Origin of the sequence: Streptomyces griseosporeus (assembly GCF_014656055.1) — a bacterium.
GTDB classification, from domain to species: domain Bacteria; phylum Actinomycetota; class Actinomycetes; order Streptomycetales; family Streptomycetaceae; genus Streptomyces; species Streptomyces griseosporeus.
In genome coordinates, this window is sequence record NZ_BNBR01000002.1 from 109,720 (window position 1) to 127,940 (window position 18,221).

15 protein-coding genes are annotated in these 18,221 nt (G+C 70.3%); 9 read left to right on the forward strand and 6 right to left on the reverse strand.

The genetic code is table 11. The features are described 5' to 3' along the window. Window positions 1–33: 33 nt before the first annotated feature. Window positions 34–1,221: an MFS transporter gene (locus tag IE308_RS09580; RefSeq protein ID WP_190217505.1), complete on the reverse strand. Its 1,188-nt coding sequence runs from the start codon at window positions 1,219–1,221 to the stop codon at window positions 34–36. Between the two features lie 571 nt (window positions 1,222–1,792). On the opposite strand from IE308_RS09580, the gene IE308_RS09585 reads away from it, so the two are divergent. The 8 genes from IE308_RS09585 (at window position 1,793) to IE308_RS09620 (ending at window position 10,977) form a co-directional block, all read left to right on the forward strand. After that, window positions 1,793–2,533, forward strand: a complete 741-nt coding sequence (locus tag IE308_RS09585; RefSeq protein WP_110625930.1) for a TauD/TfdA family dioxygenase — start codon at window positions 1,793–1,795, stop codon at window positions 2,531–2,533. A gap of 26 nt (window positions 2,534–2,559) precedes the next feature. Next, window positions 2,560–2,997 carry an aspartate 1-decarboxylase gene (panD, locus tag IE308_RS09590; RefSeq protein WP_190217506.1) on the forward strand — a complete coding sequence of 146 codons (438 nt, stop codon included), beginning with the start codon at window positions 2,560–2,562 and terminating at the stop codon, window positions 2,995–2,997. Then, entirely contained in the window at window positions 2,994–4,364 is a 1,371-nt protein-coding gene (locus tag IE308_RS09595; protein ID WP_229908795.1) for a DUF6002 family protein, read from the forward strand. The genes panD and IE308_RS09595 overlap by 4 nt, the downstream gene beginning before the upstream one ends. Before the next feature lie 12 nt (window positions 4,365–4,376). Then, window positions 4,377–5,627, forward strand: coding sequence for a GNAT family N-acetyltransferase (locus IE308_RS09600; protein WP_190217507.1), 1,251 nt, complete (start codon window positions 4,377–4,379; stop codon window positions 5,625–5,627). After that, window positions 5,624–6,730, forward strand: a complete 1,107-nt coding sequence (locus tag IE308_RS09605; protein ID WP_190217508.1) for a potassium transporter TrkA — start codon at window positions 5,624–5,626, stop codon at window positions 6,728–6,730. Before IE308_RS09600 ends, IE308_RS09605 begins: the two co-directional genes overlap by 4 nt. Continuing rightward, on the forward strand, window positions 6,727–8,058 hold the full coding sequence (locus IE308_RS09610) for an aspartate aminotransferase family protein (RefSeq protein WP_190217509.1): 1,332 nt from the start codon (window positions 6,727–6,729) through the stop codon (window positions 8,056–8,058). The genes IE308_RS09605 and IE308_RS09610 overlap by 4 nt, the downstream gene beginning before the upstream one ends. Before the next feature lie 40 nt (window positions 8,059–8,098). Continuing rightward, window positions 8,099–9,928 (forward strand): asparagine synthase (glutamine-hydrolyzing), encoded by a 1,830-nt coding sequence (gene asnB, locus IE308_RS09615; RefSeq protein ID WP_190217510.1) that lies wholly within the window; start codon window positions 8,099–8,101, stop codon window positions 9,926–9,928. Between the two features lie 161 nt (window positions 9,929–10,089). Beyond that, window positions 10,090–10,977 (forward strand): alpha/beta hydrolase, encoded by an 888-nt coding sequence (locus IE308_RS09620; protein ID WP_190217511.1) that lies wholly within the window; start codon window positions 10,090–10,092, stop codon window positions 10,975–10,977. A gap of 78 nt (window positions 10,978–11,055) precedes the next feature. On the opposite strand, the gene IE308_RS09625 is transcribed toward IE308_RS09620, so the two are convergent. The 3 genes from IE308_RS09625 to IE308_RS09635 all read right to left on the reverse strand — a co-directional run bounded on the left by IE308_RS09625 (window position 11,056) and on the right by IE308_RS09635 (window position 14,750). Then, entirely contained in the window at window positions 11,056–12,384 is a 1,329-nt protein-coding gene (locus IE308_RS09625; RefSeq protein ID WP_190217512.1) for a hypothetical protein, read from the reverse strand. A 158-nt stretch (window positions 12,385–12,542) separates the two neighbouring features. After that, complete coding sequence (locus IE308_RS09630; protein WP_268256470.1) at window positions 12,543–13,862, reverse strand: outer membrane protein assembly factor BamB family protein; 1,320 nt, start codon at window positions 13,860–13,862, stop codon at window positions 12,543–12,545. A gap of 63 nt (window positions 13,863–13,925) precedes the next feature. Further along, window positions 13,926–14,750 (reverse strand): dienelactone hydrolase family protein, encoded by an 825-nt coding sequence (locus IE308_RS09635; RefSeq protein ID WP_229908796.1) that lies wholly within the window; start codon window positions 14,748–14,750, stop codon window positions 13,926–13,928. A 126-nt stretch (window positions 14,751–14,876) separates the two neighbouring features. Here IE308_RS09635 and IE308_RS09640 point away from each other — a divergent pair, with 126 nt between their 5' ends. Continuing rightward, window positions 14,877–15,887, forward strand: coding sequence for a GlxA family transcriptional regulator (locus IE308_RS09640; RefSeq protein ID WP_190217514.1), 1,011 nt, complete (start codon window positions 14,877–14,879; stop codon window positions 15,885–15,887). Between the two features lie 25 nt (window positions 15,888–15,912). Here the strand turns inward: IE308_RS09640 and IE308_RS09645 are convergent, their stop codons facing one another. Both IE308_RS09645 and IE308_RS09650 read right to left on the reverse strand, forming a co-directional pair. Then, a complete protein-coding gene (locus IE308_RS09645) occupies window positions 15,913–17,289 on the reverse strand; it encodes a S41 family peptidase (RefSeq protein ID WP_190217515.1) in 1,377 nt (458 codons plus the stop codon). A gap of 294 nt (window positions 17,290–17,583) precedes the next feature. Continuing rightward, window positions 17,584–18,189, reverse strand: coding sequence for a dihydrofolate reductase family protein (locus tag IE308_RS09650; protein WP_190217516.1), 606 nt, complete (start codon window positions 18,187–18,189; stop codon window positions 17,584–17,586). Window positions 18,190–18,221: the final 32 nt, after the last annotated feature.

The window sequence follows — 18,221 nt, forward strand, 5'->3', positions numbered from 1 at the left end:
GCAAGTAGCCATACGCCCCGCGGCGAAAGCTGCTTAGCCCTGGGGATGAGAAACCCGCTCCGGCTCTGAACTCCCCTTCACCGAGCGGGAGCCTGCGCGCCGCACCGCAGATCGGCACAGAGGCGCGACCGGCAGGGAGCAGGTGAGGAGGATCAGTGCGAGGATGCCCCAACCCGCCCCTCCGGCGCCGCTGATCAGCGTGACGACCAGCGCGGGTCCGATGGCCACCACGGCGCCTTCCGTGGTGGCCGCGACGGCTTGGTACTGGCCTTGGGCGCCGTGTGCCATGAGCTTGATGGACAGTCCCCAACGGGCTGCCACGTAGTACAGCTCCCCCAGGACGTGCAGGGCCAGTCCGGCGAGGACGACGACGGCGGCCACGGCCGGGCCGGCGGGCCAGGCGGCTGCGGCGAAGACCAGGCAGCATGCGGCGAGCGCGACACTGGCGCGCCATGAGGAGCGTACGGCTCCGGCCAGACGTTGCCCGGTTCGGGTGACGCGCACCTGGAAGAGCGCGATCAGGAGGGAGCTGGCCAGTACCGACAGGGGGGCGATCCATACCGGTGCCGTGGTGTCCTCCTTCAGCCACAGGGGCAGGCCGCTCGACAGGAGCGCCCAGCACAGGGCCAGCAGTGCGGTACTGCTCATGATCGCCGTGAAGGGGATGTTGCGGAGTGCCTCTGTGCTGAGGTGCCGCCGCGCGGCGGGCGCCGGCGGGACGTGCGGGAGGCGGGCCAGCAGCGCGGCCGAGACGACGAAGGTGAGGCTGTTGACCACTACGGCGCCGTGGTAGGGGGCAGCCGACTGGCGGGAGAGCACCCAGGCGGCGGCGCCCGCGCCGGCGGCGTAGAGGATGTGCTGGACGACGCGGGCCCGGGCGAGGACGGGCAAACAGTCCCGTTCTGGCACCAGCAGGTGGACGAGCGCCACCTTGCTGCCCTTGGCGGCCGTCTCCATCGAGGTGAACAGGGCGGCAGCGACCAGGAGCGGCCAGAAGGTGTGCGTGGCCAGGAAGGTGAGCGAGAAGGCGGCGCGCAGGACAGTGACGGCCACGAGGGTCTCGCGTGCGCCGAGACGGTCCGTCAGCGTGCCGACGGGCAGGGCGGCCAGGAGGCCGAGCCCCCCTCCGAGCCCCATCGCGAGACCCATCGTCGCGGCGGGGACGCCCTGAACGGCGGTCAGGTAGACCGCCCACATGCTGAACCAGAGTCCGTCTCCCACGGCGGTCGTGCCTTCGCTGAGCAGCAGCCGGCGGACGACTAAGCGATCTTTCGACTCTTTTTCGGCCCTAGTGTGGCTCAATTCTCGCCTTCCCTTACCGTCGCGGCGCTCTGGGGACCCGCGGCCGCTTCGAAACTCACTTCAGGACACCGTCCGGAGGAGCGCCATTTCAGCCATCCTCTGCCTTGAAACCACGCCCTCCGGCGTGACTCTGCGGATTCGGACACAGGTGGTCAGTCGTGGGTACCCGACGCCCCTTCGAGCAAACAGAATTACTTTAAGCAGACATCAACGCCCGTCTGGAAAACTCCATGAGCAGCGGTTACTACACGCTGTGACTCGACTGCCGGCGGTGCATGCATACGGAACGTTAAATACTTGCGGCGCTTGACACGCGTCCGCCCGCTCCGGATATCGTGACGACGCGTCACCGGTTATTTCAACTGGGCCCCCGGTCTTTGAGGCCCCCCCGCTTCGCCATGCATTCCACGATGCCCGTGCTCAATTCACCGCCACCTGCTCTGAAACGCATGGGCGCATACTTCCGCCTGCTTTCGTCGGAGGAAAAGAAATGGCGCACTCACCTCTCAGCATTCTCTCCCAGGTCGATTTCAACGGCGATCCGTTGACCGACGAGCTGCTGATGAAGACGTTCCACCAGCTCATGGACGAGCACGGCTACGTCCTGATGTGCAACGTGCCGGAGGAATTCGACCCGGTCAGGTTCTGCCGGAACCTGGGCCGCTTCGTGCCCAACTACACCGGCGCGGTTGTCGGTGACGTACGTCCTGAGCCCGGTATGGACGACGTCTACCACGCGGGCAACACCCGCCCGCTGACCCCGCACTCCGAGGGATACGACTTCGCCGTCGTCCCCCCGCGCTACATCGCGCTGTGGTGCGTCACACCGGCCGGCGGGCCGGGCGGCGAGACCACGCTCGCCGACACCAGGCCCTGGGTCGAGTCCTTCACGGCGGAGGAACGCGAGTGGTTCCTCACGCACGAGTACGACTGGAAGACCACCGAAGGCGTGCAGCGCCTGGGGCTCGACCTGAAGACCCGCCACCCCGTCCTCGAAGAGACCGACCAGGGCACGATCGTCCGCTTCAGCTGCAACAACCTGATACGGGACGACGGCGATCCGGCCGCCGAGCTGCAGCAGCGCTGGCACGCGGCGTTCGACCGCGAGCACGTGTCCATCGACTACTCCGAGAAGGACATGCTCGTGTGGGACAACTGGCGGCTGCTGCACGCCCGTAACGCCTTCAGCGACCGCAACCGGCACCTGCGCCGCATCCAGATCGCCGCCTGACCCCCGGACAGTGAGGAAGCACCCGCATGTACCGCACCATGCTGCACAGCAAGATCCACAGGGCCACCGTGACCCAGGCCGACCTGCACTACGTCGGCTCCCTGACCCTGGACCGCGACCTGATGGACGCCGCTGACCTGCTGCCGGGCGAGAAAGTCGACATCGTCGACATCAACAACGGCAACCGGCTGAGCACCTACGTCATCGAGGGCGAGCGCGGCAGCGGCGTCGTCGGCATCAACGGCGCGGCGGCCCGGCTGATCTCGCCCGGCGACCTGGTGATCGTCATCGCCTACCAGAGCGTTTCCGCGGCCGAGGCGAGGGACTTACAGCCGAACATCGTCTTCGTCGACCAGCACAACCGCCCCCTGGACATCGGCGGCGACCCGGCCCACGTACCCGCCGACCCCGCCGCCGCCTCATTGATGCGCGGCGACACGCTCGCCCATGGAGCGGTGCGATGACCACCGTCTCCCCCGCCCCGGCCACCGCCCTGGCGCCGGCCGGCCCCGGCACCGTCTGCCGCGCCCTCCTGCGGTACTACGACGACCTCTCCCGCGTCCTCGCGGACACCGGCAGCCGGGACCGGACGGCCGGCTTCTCCCCCGGGTGGCGGCTGCCGGCCCCCGGTCCGGCCCTGGAGCGGTTCTTCGAACCGGGCGGCATCAGCGCCCAGGACCTGGGCAGCTACCACGACACCCCGCTGCGGTTCCTGAACCTGATGCACAACCCGAGGACCCGCACCACCAAGACGCTGGCGTCCCTGCTGATCGTGGCCCGCGCGGTCGACCACATCCAGCGCACCGGCGAGTCCGTCCTGATCATCACGCCGTCCAGCGCGAACAAGGCGACCGCTCTGCGCGACGCCGTACTGCGGGCTCACGAGACCGGTCTGGTCGGCGCCGACCAGCTCCGGATCGTCTGTGTCGTGCCCGCCGCCTCCAGCCACAAGCTGTGGCGCTCGCCCCTGACCGACGACGACGTCTTACGCGCCCGCAACCCGCTCGCCGTCCTCGACGCCTCCCAACCGCTCCACGTCAAGGAACTCGCGCGCGCACTGGCCGACCGGGAGGCCGACGCCCTCTTCGCCCGGTACGGCGTCCGGCTCTGGCACACCATGGATCTGAGCAACTACGCGGTCGCGGACACCGCGCGGGCCCTGTTCGAGCGCGACCACCTCCCGGCCGCGCCGCGTGTGCACGCCCATTCCGTCTCCAGCGCTTTCGGACTGCTCGGTCACTTCTACGGCCAGCAGCAGCACACCGGCCGCGACTGGCCCGGCACGGGAGCCCGTTACTTCCTGGTGCAGCACCTGGGCACGCCCGACATGGTCTCCAGCTACTACCACGGCAGGTTCGACTACCGGCCGCAGTGGCAGTACCGCGACGGCCTGCACGTCCAGGACTCCGACCCCCGGTTCCCCGGCCGGACCTTCGCGCCCGACGAGCAACTGGACACCACCTTCTACACCCGGACTCCCGCCACGTCGGAACGGATGAACGAGATCATCCGCCGTCAGGGAGGCGGAGGCATCGTCGTCTCGCTCGCCGAGTGCCTCGACCGCTACCCGCTCGTCCGCGACCTGCTGCAACCGGCCGGCGTCGAACTGCCTGCCGACCCCCGGCAGATCCGCGAGTGGTCCCTCGTGATGGCGGTGACCGGCGTCCTCAACGCCCTGGACCGCGGACTGCTCGACGAGACGGAGATCCTGGTCCACGGGTCCGGCTCCTACCACGCGGACGACTACCGGGCGCCGCAGGCAGACCAGTTGCGTCCGATCACCGGGTACGGGGACCTGCGGGACCTCGTGCACACAGCGGCAGTCAGCTGAGGACGAGCACCCATGACGACGCAGGACCACACCCTGCCCACCGCGGCGGCCCCGCCCTCCCCCACCCCGGCAGGGGTGGGCGGCGGGGGCCGCCCGGCGCGGCACCATCCCCTCGCCCCGGTCAGGGCGCGCATCGCCTACTGGTGGAACAACACCCCGGCTCCCGGCTGGCGCGCCGTCCGCAGCAGGACCGACAGCCTCCCGCGCAGCGTGCCCGTCCTGTCCTCCCTCACCGGCCAGGACGGTCCGAGCATCGGCTACGCCGGGCTTCCGGTGGGCCGTACGAACATCCTCCAGCTCCTCGAACACCAGCGAACCCAGCTCGGCTGGGCGACCGTCCGGCGCACGGACAGCACCCTCCGCTGGGGCGACCTGGCCGCGGGCGACTGGCCCGACACCGACCTCGTCGTGGTCGGGGCCGAGGAGCGCGTACTGCGGCACCTGCCCGAACAGGGCAGCGTGACGGCGCCGTTCCGCCTCCACCTGGTGGTGGACGTCCCGCCCTCACAGGAGGAGTTGGCGCGGCTGATCTCCAAACGGGAACGCTGGCAGTTCCGCCGCGACCAGCGCGAGCACCAGTGGGTGCTGGAGGAGGACTCCTCGCCCGAGGCACTCACCTTCTTCTACAACCGCATGCACGGCCCCACCATGCGCAACCGGCACGGCGACCGCAGCCGTACCGAGCCTCTCGACGTGGCACGCTACGCCGTGCTGCGCCGGGGCACCCTGTTCTTCCTCAGCCAGGCGGGCACCCGCGTTGCCGGGGTGCTGTGCCACTGGTCCAAGGACCGGCGCACCCTCACCACCCGGCTCCTGGGCGTACTCGACGGCCTCGACGAGCACTACCGCACCGGCGCGTTCAAGGCGCTCTACCACCATCTGCTGCGCTGGGCCTGCGAGCAGCGTGTCGCGCGCGTGGACCTGTTCGGCACCGAGGCGTACATCAGCAAGGGCATCTTCCAGTGGAAGCGCAGGCTGGGCGCCCACCCGGAGTGGCCCGCCAACCACTTCGCCACCAAACGCGTCCGGATCTACCCGCGCCGGGACACCCCCGCCGTCCGCGACTTCCTCGTGGCGAACCCGCTGGTGCGCACGGACGCCCGGGGCGGGCTGACGCCGGTGTACTACACCGACGACGACCGCCCGCCCCGCCTCGACCTCAGCGCCCGGTGCCCCGGGCTCGCCGAGCCCGAGGTCGTCCATCTCGACACCGTGCTGCAGCCCGTCGCCCTGCACGAGCCGTCGAGGGGAGGCCGACGGTGAACCGCTCCCGTCACGTCGTCGTCCTCGGCACCGGTGCCTTCGCCCGCGCGCTGGTCAAAGCCTTCGCCCAGCGAGCCGGCGGGCCGACCGTCGTCCACATCGTCAGCGGCGACCACGACCGCGCCCGGCACCTCGCCGGCCTCGCCAACGCCCACGCCGCCCTGGCGGACCGTCCCGTGCGCTGCTGCCCGCACCGGCTGGACGTGCCGGACGGAGCCGACCTGCGCCCCCTGCTCGGCCGCCACCAGCCGGACGTCCTGGCGGTGTGCGCCTCGGAGTACTCGCCCGCCGAGACCCGCGGGACGAAGACCGCGTGGGCCGAACTCATCCGCGCGGCGGGATTCGGCGTCACGCTGCCGCTGCAGGCGGCGACCGCACTGCGCGCCGCGTCCGCCGCGGCCGAGGCCAGCCCCCGCACGGCCGTGCTGAACGCCTGCTTCCCCGACGCCGTCAATCCCGTCCTGCACGGTGCCGGGCTGCCCGTCCTGTGCGGGCTGGGCAACGTCTCCACGCTCGTCAGCCTCATCCGCAGCGAGCTGCGGATCGGCGACGAGTCACGGCTGAAGGTCCTCGCCCACCACGCCCACCTGCACGCTCCTCCGACGCCCGACCAGGAGGTGCGGGCCTGGCTCGACGAACAGCCCCTGACCGCCGTACACGACATCCTCCGGCGAGAGCGCCGCCGGCCGCGCGCGGATCTCAACGAGATCGGCGCGACCGCCGGCGCGGCGGTGCTGGACGCCCTGACGCATCCGCGTGACTACTTCGCCGGGCACGCAGCCGCCCCCCAGGGCAGGCCGGGCGGGTACCCCGTCGTCATCACCGGGCGCAGCATCGCGCTGCGACTGCCGCCAGGCATGTCGGAACGCCAGGCCGTCGCCCGCAACCAGGAGTGGTCCGCCCTCGACGGCATCACGGTCGACCAGCAGGGCAAGGCTCACTTCACCCCTAGGGCGCTGGACGCGCTGCGCGACCACTGGCCCGACGCCCCGGCCACCTTCGGGCCGCAGGACGTGGAGGAACTGCGTACCCGGCAGCTCGCCCTGCGCGAGCGACTGCACCAGCTGCCCGCACCGACCGCCCGAGCCCAGGAGGGCGCATGACCTCCCAGGATCTTCCCGACCGCCCTCTCGACGACCGCCCTCTCCAAGACCGCCCTCTCCACGACCGCCATCGCCGCGTCCTGCCCCGCTGGGTCACCACCTACTACGAGCAGCCGCTGCACCCCGTGTCCGCCACCGGACGCGTCGTCACCGACGCCCACGGCCGCGACCATCTCGACTTCTTCGCCGGCATCCTCACCAACTCGCTCGGCTACGACGTCGCTGATTTCCGCCGCGCCCTGGACCGCCAGCTCGACACCGGCATCGTCCACACCTCCACCCTGTATCTCATCGACGCCCAGGTACGGCTGGCCGAACGCCTCGCCGAGCAGTCCGGCATCGACGACGCGGTGGTCTTCTTCGTCAACTCGGGCACGGAGGCCAACGACACCGCTCTGCTGGCCGCCACCTGCCACACCGGCAGCAACCACGTCATCGCCCTCACCGACAGCTACCACGGCCGGTCGCTCACCAGCACCGCGGTGTCCGGGCTGCCGGGCTGGCGGCCGAGTCCGTACTCACCGTTCCAGGTCACCTTCGCCTCCAACGGCAGGACCTCGCCCAGCGATGACGAGCACCCGCCCGAGGATCCCGCGGCCGATCTGGAGGCTCAGCTCGCCGGCCAAGCACCGCCCGCCGCCCTCATCGTGGAACCCGTGCAGGGCCTCGGCGGCTTCCACACACCGCCCACCGCGCTGCTCCAGCGGTACGCGCGCATCGCCGCCGACCACGGAGCGGTCCTCATCTGCGACGAGGTGCAGACCGCCTGGGGACGCACCGGCCGCGCCTGGTGGGGCCATCAACTCCACCGGCTGAAGCCCGATGTGATCACGTTCGCCAAGGGGATAGCCAACGGTCTGCCGCTCGGCGGCGTGATCGCCCGCCGGGACATCCTGGACAGCGTCGCGGGCAAGTCCATCTCCACCTTCGGCGGCAACCCGCTGGCCTGCACCGCCGCACTGGCCACCCTCGACCACATCCACGACCACGACCTGCAGCGCAATGCGGAGACGGCCGGGCAGAGTCTCCTGGCACAGCTGCGCCGCCTCGCCGCGGATCATCCGCACCTGGCGGACGCCCGCGGTCAGGGGCTGATGCTGGCCGTGGACATCGTCGACCCGCGAAGCGGACGGCCCGACCCCGACGCGGCCCGCGCCCACGTCGAGACGTGCCGCGCCCAGGGCCTCCTCATCGGCCTCGGCGGACGCCACGGCAACACCCTGCGGATCGCCCCGCCGCTGACCGTCACCCGGGACGAGATCGAGGAAGCCACCCGCATCCTCGCCGCAGCCGCGCGGCACCACACCCCCGCACCGGCAACCGCCTGACACCGTCGGCCCCGCTCCAGCAGTCCCAGAAAGGACATCCATGTGCGGCATCGTCGGATGGACCGACTTCACCCGCGACCTCAGCCAGGAGCACACGACGCTCCAGCGCATGACCGGCACCATGGCCCTGCGGGGCCCTGACGCCGCCGGCACCTGGCTCGGCCCCCACACCGCTCTCGGTCACCGCCGCCTCTCCATCATCGACCTGGAGGGCGGCACACAACCGGCCGTCGCCTCGACCGAACCCCACCAGGAGCCCGTCGTCCTCGTCTACAGCGGTGAGGTCTACAACTTCCGAGAACTGCGCGCTGCCCTCGAAACACGCGGGCACCGGTTCACCACCCGCTCCGACACCGAGGTCGTCCTGCGCTCCTACCTCGAATGGGGCGCGGCCTGCGTCGACCACTTCAACGGGATGTTCGCCTTCGCCGTCTGGGACGCCCGGCGCGAGGAACTCCTCCTGGCCCGCGACCGCATCGGCATCAAGCCCTTGTACTACTTCGCCTACCCCGGCGGCATCCTCTTCGCCTCCGAACCCAAGGGGATCATGGCGAACCCCCTCTTCCAGCCGGTCGTGGAGGAGGACAGCCTGCCCATCCTGTTCAACGCCCGTCTGGCCCTCCCCGGCGAGACACCGCTGCGCGGCCTGCGCGAGCTCCCTCCGGGCCACATCCTGCGCTTCTCACGCAGCGGCAGCCACGAGTACCCGTACTGGCGCCTGGTCAGCCGCGAACACCGCGACGACCTGACCACCACCGTGACGACCGTCCGGGACCTTCTCGAGGACATCGTCGACCGCCAGCTCGTCGCCGACGTCCCGCGCTCCGCGATGATGTCGGGAGGGCTGGACTCCACCATCATGTCCGCCCTGGCCAACCGCCGTCTGAACGCGGCCGGCGAAGGCCCCCTGCACACCTTCGCCGTCGAATTCGCCGGTGACGAGAAGGACTTCAAGCCGACCGAGTTACGACCCGAACGGGACGCCCCCTACGCCCGGCTCGCCTCCCGCCACCTGGGCACCGTGCACCACAACATCACCCTGCACACCGACGACGTCCTCGCGGCCCTGCCCGCCGCCCGGCGAGCACGCGACCTGCCGTCCCTGGGGCAGTTCGACACCTCGATGTACCTGCTGTTCAAGGCGATCCGGGAACAGTCCACGGTGGCGCTGTCCGGAGAGGCGGCCGACGAGGTCTTCGGAGGCTACCCCTGGTACCACGACGAGCGGCTCGTGTGGCGCGACCGGTTCCCGTGGATCGGTGACGCCCCGCGCCTGGCCGACGCCTTCGCTCCCGATCTGCACCGGCGCGTCCGTCCGGCCGACGCGGAGAACGACCGCTACCTCACCCTCAAGGCGGAAGTCCCCCGCCTGCCCGGGGAGCAGGGGCTGAACGCCCGTATGCGCGAGGTCATGTACTACAGCCTGAAAGGCCCCCTCGCCTACCTCCTCGACCGCAAGGACCGTATGAGCATGGCGGTGGGCCTGGAGGTACGTGTCCCGTACTGCGATCACCGGCTGGTCGAGTACGTGTGGAACGTGCCGTGGGAGATGAAGAACGCCGACGGCCGCTGGAAGAGCCTGCTGCGGCTCGCCTTCGCCGACGTCCTCCCGCAGGAGACCCTGGACCGGCCCAAGAGCGGATACCCCGGCACCCACGACCCGGCCTACGACGCGGAGGTCATGCGCTCCATCGACAAGGTGCTCAGCGATCCCTCCTCCCCCTTGCACGGCGTGTTCGATCCGCAGCGCGTGGAGGGGCTCACCCGGTCGGGGTCGAAGACCATGACGTGGCTCAACTCCAGCCACCTCCTTCTTCCCATCCTGGAAGTGGACGCCTGGATGCGGGCGTACAACGTGTCCCTCGCCTGACCGTGCCACGGCACCAGGGCCGGCAGCGGCCTTCCGTCCTCCTCCCGTACACCCGTCCGGCGGCTCAGCGGCGGGCCGGACGGGTGTACCGGAGGAGCGGAACAGCCGTACCGGCCGGTGGCCGGGAGTTCGCCCCTCGCAATCAAGGGAAGAGGTGGTTCGTGTTTCCCGACTTCACACTCGAGACCGTCGACCTCGGCGAGGTCCGCCTGCGCGTGCGCCACGGCGGGCGCGGACCGGCCGTGCTCCTCGTACACGGACACCCGCGCACCCACACCACATGGCACCGGCTGGCCCCGCTGCTCGCCGAGGACCACACGGTCGTCTGTCCCGACCTGCGCGGGTACGGCCAGTCCTCCAAACCCCCCACCGACGACGACCACGCGCCCTACTCCAAGCGCCGGATGGCCGCGGACTGCCTGGCGCTCATGCGGTCCCTGGGCCACGAGACGTTCCATGTCGTCGGACACGACCGAGGCGGCTACGTCGCCACCCGCCTGGCCCTGGACCACCCGTCGGCTGTCACGCACCTGACCACACTGGACGTCGTCCCCATCGGCGAGGCCCTCGCACGCTGCGACGCCGAATTCGCCACCCGGTGGTGGCACTGGTTCTTCCGGGCCCAGCCCAGTCCCGGACCGGAGACCGTCATCGGCAACAACCTCAGCCTGTGGTATCCGGAAACCCCCGAGGACATGGGCCAGGAGAACTGGGACGACTTCCAGCACGCGCTCAGCGATCCGCGGACCATCCACGCCATGTGCGAGGACTACCGGGCCGGACTCGGCATCGACCGCCGCCACGACGACGAGGACCGGGCGGCCGGACGACGCGTGCAATGCGGCACCCTCGTGCTGTGGGGCACGAAGAGCGATCTCCCCCTGCTGTACGAGGACATCGCCGGCATCTGGCGGAACTGGGTCGCGGGCGAACTGACGGCGAAGGGCATCGACAGCGACCACCACATCGCCGAGGAGGCTCCCGCGGAACTGGGCGAGGAACTGCGCAGGGCTTGGGCGGAGGCCGAGGCGGCAGGTCACGGCGCTTGACCTCGCACCCACGGCCCCTTTTTGACGGGCGCTGTGCGAGCGGGCCCGGCCGGTCCCTACCTTGTGTATCGCCGGAGGTCAGCGGCTCGCCCGCACGGACTGCGAAGTCGCCGCGCGGAACGAGTCGGTCGCCTCGAAGTGCGCGCGGAAGTAGCCGTGCCGTGCATCGGCGATGTCCGCCGCGAAGGCGTGGCCACTGCCGGACCAGGTGGCCTCGGTCGTGAGCAGATCGGTCCACTGCTTGCCGTCACGCGAGTACTGGATGTGCACCGGGATGGTGGCGGGCGTCCAGCCGTCGGGGAAGTCCATCGCACCCTCGACGTGCACGCCGCGGTCCGGCGTGCGGGTGGCCGAGAACGAGGTGAAGACGGAGGCGCGCAGCACGGTGATCCGGGCGCTGTTCACGGATGCGGGGGCGATGAACGGGTCGTCGCTGTGCGACGCCACGCGGAAGGTGCCGGTCTCCCACGGGGCGTGGGTGAAGGTGACCGTGCCGTCCGCACCCGTGGTGAAGTAGCCGACGGAGGCGAACTGGCCTCCGGAGGACGGCTCGAAGAGCACGCCACCGCTCTGCCCCTCGAAGGGGACCCAGCCCTGTGGGGTCTCCCGCTCCAGCGTGGCGGTGATCGTGACCTGCTGTCCGAAGTCGATCGTCCGGGCCTCTGCGGGGCTCTGGACGGTCCAGCGGGTGGCCACCTGCCGGACGCCCATCTGGATGGACGCGGACTCTCCGTACAGCACGTAGGGGTGCGCGTTGTTGTGCCGGTGCACGGCCTGGACCGGCACCGCGCCGTTGACGGTGACCGTGCCGGAGAAGTGTCCCTCGGCGTCGGTGCGGACGGTGTTCTCCGTCCAGTAGTCCACATCGAGGTCGACCGGGTGGTCCGCCAGGGGCTTCAGCTCGCGGGTCGCCGGCCACCGGCCCTTGAGGACGCCGTCGACGCGCACCTCACGGTGGTCGATGTCCACTTCCGCGCGGTCGGTCCGTACGTCCTCGAACACCGGCACGACGTAGTAGGCGAGGGTGCCCGCGGAGTTGTCGGTGGTGCGGTCGCCGTCGGCGTCCGCGGCCTCGACGCGGACGGTGTAGCTGCCCAGATCGGCGAGGTCCAGCGGCTGCCTGGTGTGCCACACGCCGTCCTGTGGCGTGCCGGAGACGAGGACGAACGCGTCGTTCTCGACGACGGCGACCTCCTGCTGTGTGGCGGCTGAGACGATATGCGCCCTGATCTCCGTGATCGCGCTGTCGGAGCCGGCGCTGACGGCGAGAGTTCCGAGGTCGTCGGAGACGCTGCTCGCCCACCGGACGTCGGGAGCCTGCCCCTCCACGGCGTCCGCCGCCGGAGCACCGGCCAGGAGCAGCGCGACGGTACCGATGGCGGCCCAAGCCGCCCGTCTTCTGAACACAAGTCCCCCCAGAATTGGTCGAGAGCGCAACCGCAACTCCGTACGTGTCTACGGTGTGCGCTGAGTCTGAAGGGCTTTCTACCGCACGGGACCGACATCGGCCCCATGAGTTTTGACCACCGGGCCGGACAAAGCAGGGGAAGCGGACGGAAGCGCGGTCAGGTGTGACGGCGGCCGGTCTCCGCGTCCGCGCAGTGCAGCAGGTACCCGTCCCCGGTCCGGCTGCGCGAGGAGAACAGCACGCGGTCGGGGCCGAGGGGCACCGGCCAGCTGTCGAACACGTCCGTGGCCGTCGTCCACAGCACCCGCCCCTCCCGGACCGCGGCGACGGTCCGGCCGTCGGAGAGGAAGACGTGGCTCGGGCCGGCGATCGTCCGCGGCCACGTCACCGCCCGGCCGTTCGGCGCGGTCACCGGCAGTGCCCGCGGGCCGGACCCGCCACCGCACTCGGCGGCGTACACATGGTGGCGGCGACCGCCGACGGCGTACAGCCAGTCGCCGACGCAGACCGGACCCTCGGAGAAGTACGTGAAGCGCCAGCGAGCGAGCCGCAGTTCCAGCAGGGGCTCTGCCGCGGCCAGGCCGGAGTGGGCGTAGACCTGGATGCGCCGGCCGTAACTCTTCGCGAACAGGGCCCGGCCGCCGTCGAGCAGGATGGGCGGCTCGGAGAAGTGCCGCATCGCCCGCCGCGGGAAGCGGGTGGCGGCGAGCTGTTCACCGGTGTCCGAGGCACACAGGGACAGTTCGGGCTCGGTGCCGTCCTTCCATGCGTGGAAGACCGCCGCGTCGTCCGTCCCCTGCTGTCCGGGAAGGGGGTTGCCGTGGCCCTTGCGCCACAGCTCCTCACCACTGCGGGCGTCCAGCGCACGGAGGCCCCCGGTGTCGAGGATCACCCGCTCCCCGCGCACCAGCAGGCGCCAGATCCGCTCGAACTCGTTCTGCCACAGGAGTTCGCCGGTCAGCGCGTCGACCCCGGCGATCTTCGCACGCTCGTCGTAGGTGTCGTTCCACAGCACCAGCGTCGAACCGGCGACCGCTACGCGGTGCAGATCACTCTTGATACGCGTCCACCGCACCGTGCCGGTCGCGGCGTCCAGGGCCACGTACCCACAGCGCCCGCTCTCCCTCTGTACGGCGATCACGACGACCTCGCCCACGGACACCAGGCGTGCGGTGTCCGGCTGGGTGAGCGGCGCGCTGCACCACAGCACGCGGCCGCGGTCCGGGTCGACGGCGGCGAGACGGCCGTCCGCCAGGAACAGGTAGACGGTGCCGCCGGTCACGACCGGCCGGCTCGGCACGCCGGGCGGCGCGCTGAGCGTCCACAGGCGGCGCTCCGCGTCGACGTCGATCGTCAAGGGCGGTCTGTCTTCGGTTTCCACGGCACGTACTCTCGGGCTCGGGATGGGCTGGGCGGGCGGGGCGACCCAGAGCGTAGCGGTGCCCTGCGGCGGCGGGGCAGGGGCGGCCGCAGGCATCGGGGTAACACCCAGACAGGACGGCCGGGACGGGCCCGAACTCCTACCCGGAGCGTCAAGGGCTCACTCAGCGCTCATGACGAGCCGCTCGGCCAGGAAGGCGATGATCTCGTCCCGGGCCTGCATCGTGGGATGACCGTCCTGGTCGACCAGGTGTGCCGTGACCACGCTGTGGGCGCAGCCGACGACGTCACGGAAGAAGGGCGGAGGGTCCGTGTTCGCTGCCTCGGCCTTGAGGACGCGGCCGTCGAAGGCGTCCCCGAGCAGCGCCCGGTAAGCCGCGAACCGCTGACCAGTGCACCACCTGTCGTTGTCGAAGCGGTAGGCGAGAACCTTCAATCCCTCTCGCGCCACGCGTTCAGCAACGGCGGCAGCGTCTTCGTCGCTGATCTCCAGACCGCCGGGATCGTCGAGCGGCAGCGACGGATGGTTGACCACTGGTGCGATGACAGCCGGTTCGAGCGCCATGGTCAGGGCGAAGTTGCCAGTGAAACACAGACCGACGGCGCCGACGCCAGGCCCGCCACGCTCGGCGTGCGCCAGGCGGGCGAGGCCGCGCAGCCATGTGACGACGGGGCTGGTGCCGCCACCGGCGAACGCCCGGAACTCGGCGCTGACGCAGGCGCGTCGAACGACAGCTTCGCCTGCCTCGGCGAGCGGATAGGCGCCGTCGACGCCGAAAAGAGAGGGCAGGTACACGGAGAAGCCGGCATCACGCACCCACCGCGCGAACCGCGCGACGTCGGGGCTGATACCCGGCATCTCGGGCATGAGGATGACTGCCGGTCCCGACCCCGTGACGTACACGGTCTTGTCGACGTCATCGACGCTGACGGCTCTGCGTGAGAAGTCGTCCAGGGGGTCGCTCTGTCCTCGCATGATGGTCATGACCGAGATGATGACGAGCGGCCGCCCTTCCCCAGAAGCGGCGTCATCGCCACGTATCACGGTAATATCGCCACCCGTTCGAGGCTGCCGGAAAGCCGGAGGAGCTGGCGGAGCTGGAGGGGCCGCATGAGTCCGCTGCGCGTCGGCGTGCTGGCGTACCCCGGCTGCTTCGCGTCGGAGGTGTTCGGCGTCCCAGACCTCCTGGCCATGGCCTCTCACGTCGCCGCGGCACAAGGAGCGGTCCAGCCGGCCTACGAGACGTCGGTCATCTCGCCCCGGCGTCGGGTGATCGCAGCCGGCGGCTCCGTCCTCGACGTGGCGGCGGTTCGCCCGGTGGACGTCCTGATCGTGCCGGGGTTCGAGCTTTCGCCCACGCTCGATCTGAACGCGACACTCGCCCACCTGAAACCGGAAGCGGCGTCGATCCGGTCGCAGGCGGCCTCGGGGGCCGCTGTCGTATCGATCTGCGTGGGTGCCTTCCTGGTCGCCGAAGCAGGGCTGCTCGACGGACGCCAGGCGACCACGTCCTGGCTGTTCGCGGATCGGTTCGCCCGCCGGTACGCCGACGTGCGCCTGCGCCCGGAGAGCTTGGTCGTCACCGACCGGGGGGTGACGACCACAGCGGCCTTCAGTGCCATGTACGACTTCGCCCTGCAGCTCATCCGCGAGCACGACGGTCCCCGTGTCGCACGGAGCACCGCGCGCATCGCGCTGGTAGATGACGCGCGTTCCACGCAGGCTCCCTATGTCGACCCGGATCTCATACCCACTGTGGGCAGGGAGTTCTCGCTCAGCGTCAAGCGGTGGCTCGACCAGAACCTCACTGCTCGCTACGACCTGCCCGCCCTCGCCCAGGAGTTCCACGTCAGCACCAGAACCTTGCTCCGCCGCTTCCGCGACGAGGCCGGCGAGACGCCACTCGCGTACCTGCAGACAGTTCGGGTACGTCGGGCCCGACACCTGCTGGAGACGACCGACAGGACCGTCGCGAGCATCGCCGCCGACGTCGGGTACGGCGACCCTGGGACATTCAGCAGCGTCTTCGCCAGACATACAGGCCAGCGGCCAAGGGAGTACCGCGCGATATTCCGTCGCCGCCGCGACCCTCACGGATCCATTCGGCGAACGGAGACTTGAGCGTCCCGGTCCCGCTGCTCCTGCGTCAGCTCGTGGTGCCGTCGGAGTTCCTCAGGACGTCGAGAGCCCTGTCGAAGGCCGAGTCCCTCTGCTTGTCGAACTCTTCCTTCGTGAAGACCGGCTCCGTGAGGTGCGGCGGAATGCCCGTGCCGTCGAAGGTCCTGCCCGACCGGGTCAGGAACTCCTCGTTGGGCAGCCAGGCCGACATGCCGTTGGGGAGGGTGCGCGACATGACGTCCGAGAAGACTCCCTGGGTGGGCCGGCCGATCCGGACGGTCTTGCCGGGCCGGTACATGAGGGCCTGGGTGAAGGTCTCCCCCGCGCTGAAGGTCGAGCCGCCGGTCAGCACGGCGACCGGCCCGGTGTAACGGGGTCCTTGGGCGGGCGTGACGTAGACGGGCTGGGGGCGGGTGTGCCGGGAGGGGTCGGCGGGGTCGTTGCGGGCCCTTTTGGAGTAGGCGAGGTAGGCGGTGTCGGTGAGGCGCTCGGCGATGTGGACACCCAGGGCGTCGGAACCGCCGCCATTGATCCGCACGTCGATGATCAGGCCCTTCAGGCGCTGGGTGCGCTCCCGGCTGAGGACCGTGTCCAGCGCCCTGTCCAGCTCGGCCAACTGGGCGGCGTAGGAGGCGCCATGACCCGCGTATCCGCCGAACCCGGAGATCCGCACATAGCCCTGTGCGCCGGGGAGGTCAGCGTAGGTGATCCGCCCGTTGGCGAAGTCCTGCAGGTTCCGGGCGTTCTTGAGGTCGCGCGCCACGACGAACTGCTTGACCTTGGTGTCCAACTCCTCGGTGGGCACGGCGGTGCCGGGTCGAACCTGTGCGAAGACGCGGTCGCCGTCCTGGACGGCGACGTGGGCATCGTGGAGCGGCTTGACCATCTCGCTGAAGACGGCGTACAGCTCGTCCCTCGTCGTCCCGGCGTGTACCCGGGGGCGGTACCGGTCGCGTACTGCGTGCCAGTCGATGCCCTTGGCGGCGAAGAAGGGGTAGTTCTCCTCGAAGGACTGCCAGAAGACGTCAAAGGCGGCGAGCGGGCCTTCGGGGGCCGGACGCGTGCAGGCGTCGGGCAACTCAGGGATCCGATGCAGGTTCCGGTCGCCGACCGAGCCGTCCACCCGCAAGGACCCGCGGTCGCCGCCTCCTTGGACGCGCACCGTGAGGACGGTGCCGTCAGGCATGGTGTAGGTGCCGGGGCCGCTCCGCTCGGCGGAATCGCCCTTGAGACAGCTGACGGTGGTGGTCTGGTACTCCTGGAAGGTTCCGTTCCGGATGGACAGGACGGTGCCGTAGCCGTCCATGCGCCAGATTCCGTCGGCGGTCGGGTGGTGGGCGGTGGCGGCCGGAACGGCTTGGCCGGCGAGGGCCAAGGCAGCGGCGGTGGCCGTGACAATGCGCACGATCTTGCCTTCTCTGGGGGCGACTTGCTCGGGACAGGTCCACAGTCGCCGCCAAGGCGTTCTCCCGGCCATCCGGCTGTCCGGTTGATCGAAGGTGGGGCCAGCCCCCGCTGTCGGCAGCGTCAGGGAGCGATCGCCGTATCGGCTCGCAGGGCGATGCGGGGCGCGGACCCCGGCAGCGCGGCCGTCGCAGGCCCTGCTCGCGGCTGCGCCCGAAGAGCGACGGCGTCCCTCGTTGCTCCGCACCCGTCGGCGCCGGACTCGGGGCCGTCCGGACCGGCGGGCGGGGCGACGTCACTCAGGGGCGCCGAGCGGCGGGTGCTCGAGCACGCGGGGCTTGTACTCGACCAGCTGGATGCGGCCGTCGAAGGTGCGGTGGTCGATCATCTCAAGGGCGACGTCCGGATAGCCGTCGTAGATGCGTTCCTCGCCCGTGGCCCCGGTGATCACCGGGAACATCACGACCCGGAAGCGGTCGACGAGTCCGGCCCGTAGCAGGGACCGGCACAGGCTGAGACTGCCGATCGTGCTGAGGAGTCCCGAGCCGCTGGACTTCATGGCGCGGACCGTCTCCACGGCGTCGTCGCGCACGAGCGTGGAGTTGGCCCACGTCAGTGGCTCCTCGAGCGAGGAGGAGAACACCACCTTGGGGGCCTGTGTGAGTTGGTCGACGGACTCCTCTTCCTCCGGCCTGAACTCGTCTTGGCCCTCCGGGACCTCGCCTGCGGCGAACCCTGACATCAGGCGATAGGTGTTCGCTCCCATCAGGTAGGTGGCTTCGGGCTGCTCACCGAGCCATGCGAGGTACTCCGGGCCCTCCAGGCCCCAGAACCCGGGCCATCCCCGTCCCGATGCGTAGCCGTCGAGGGAGGTGATGAAGTCGACGAGAAGCTCCGACATGGCGGTGTCCTTCCTGGAGTGTCATGAGCTTG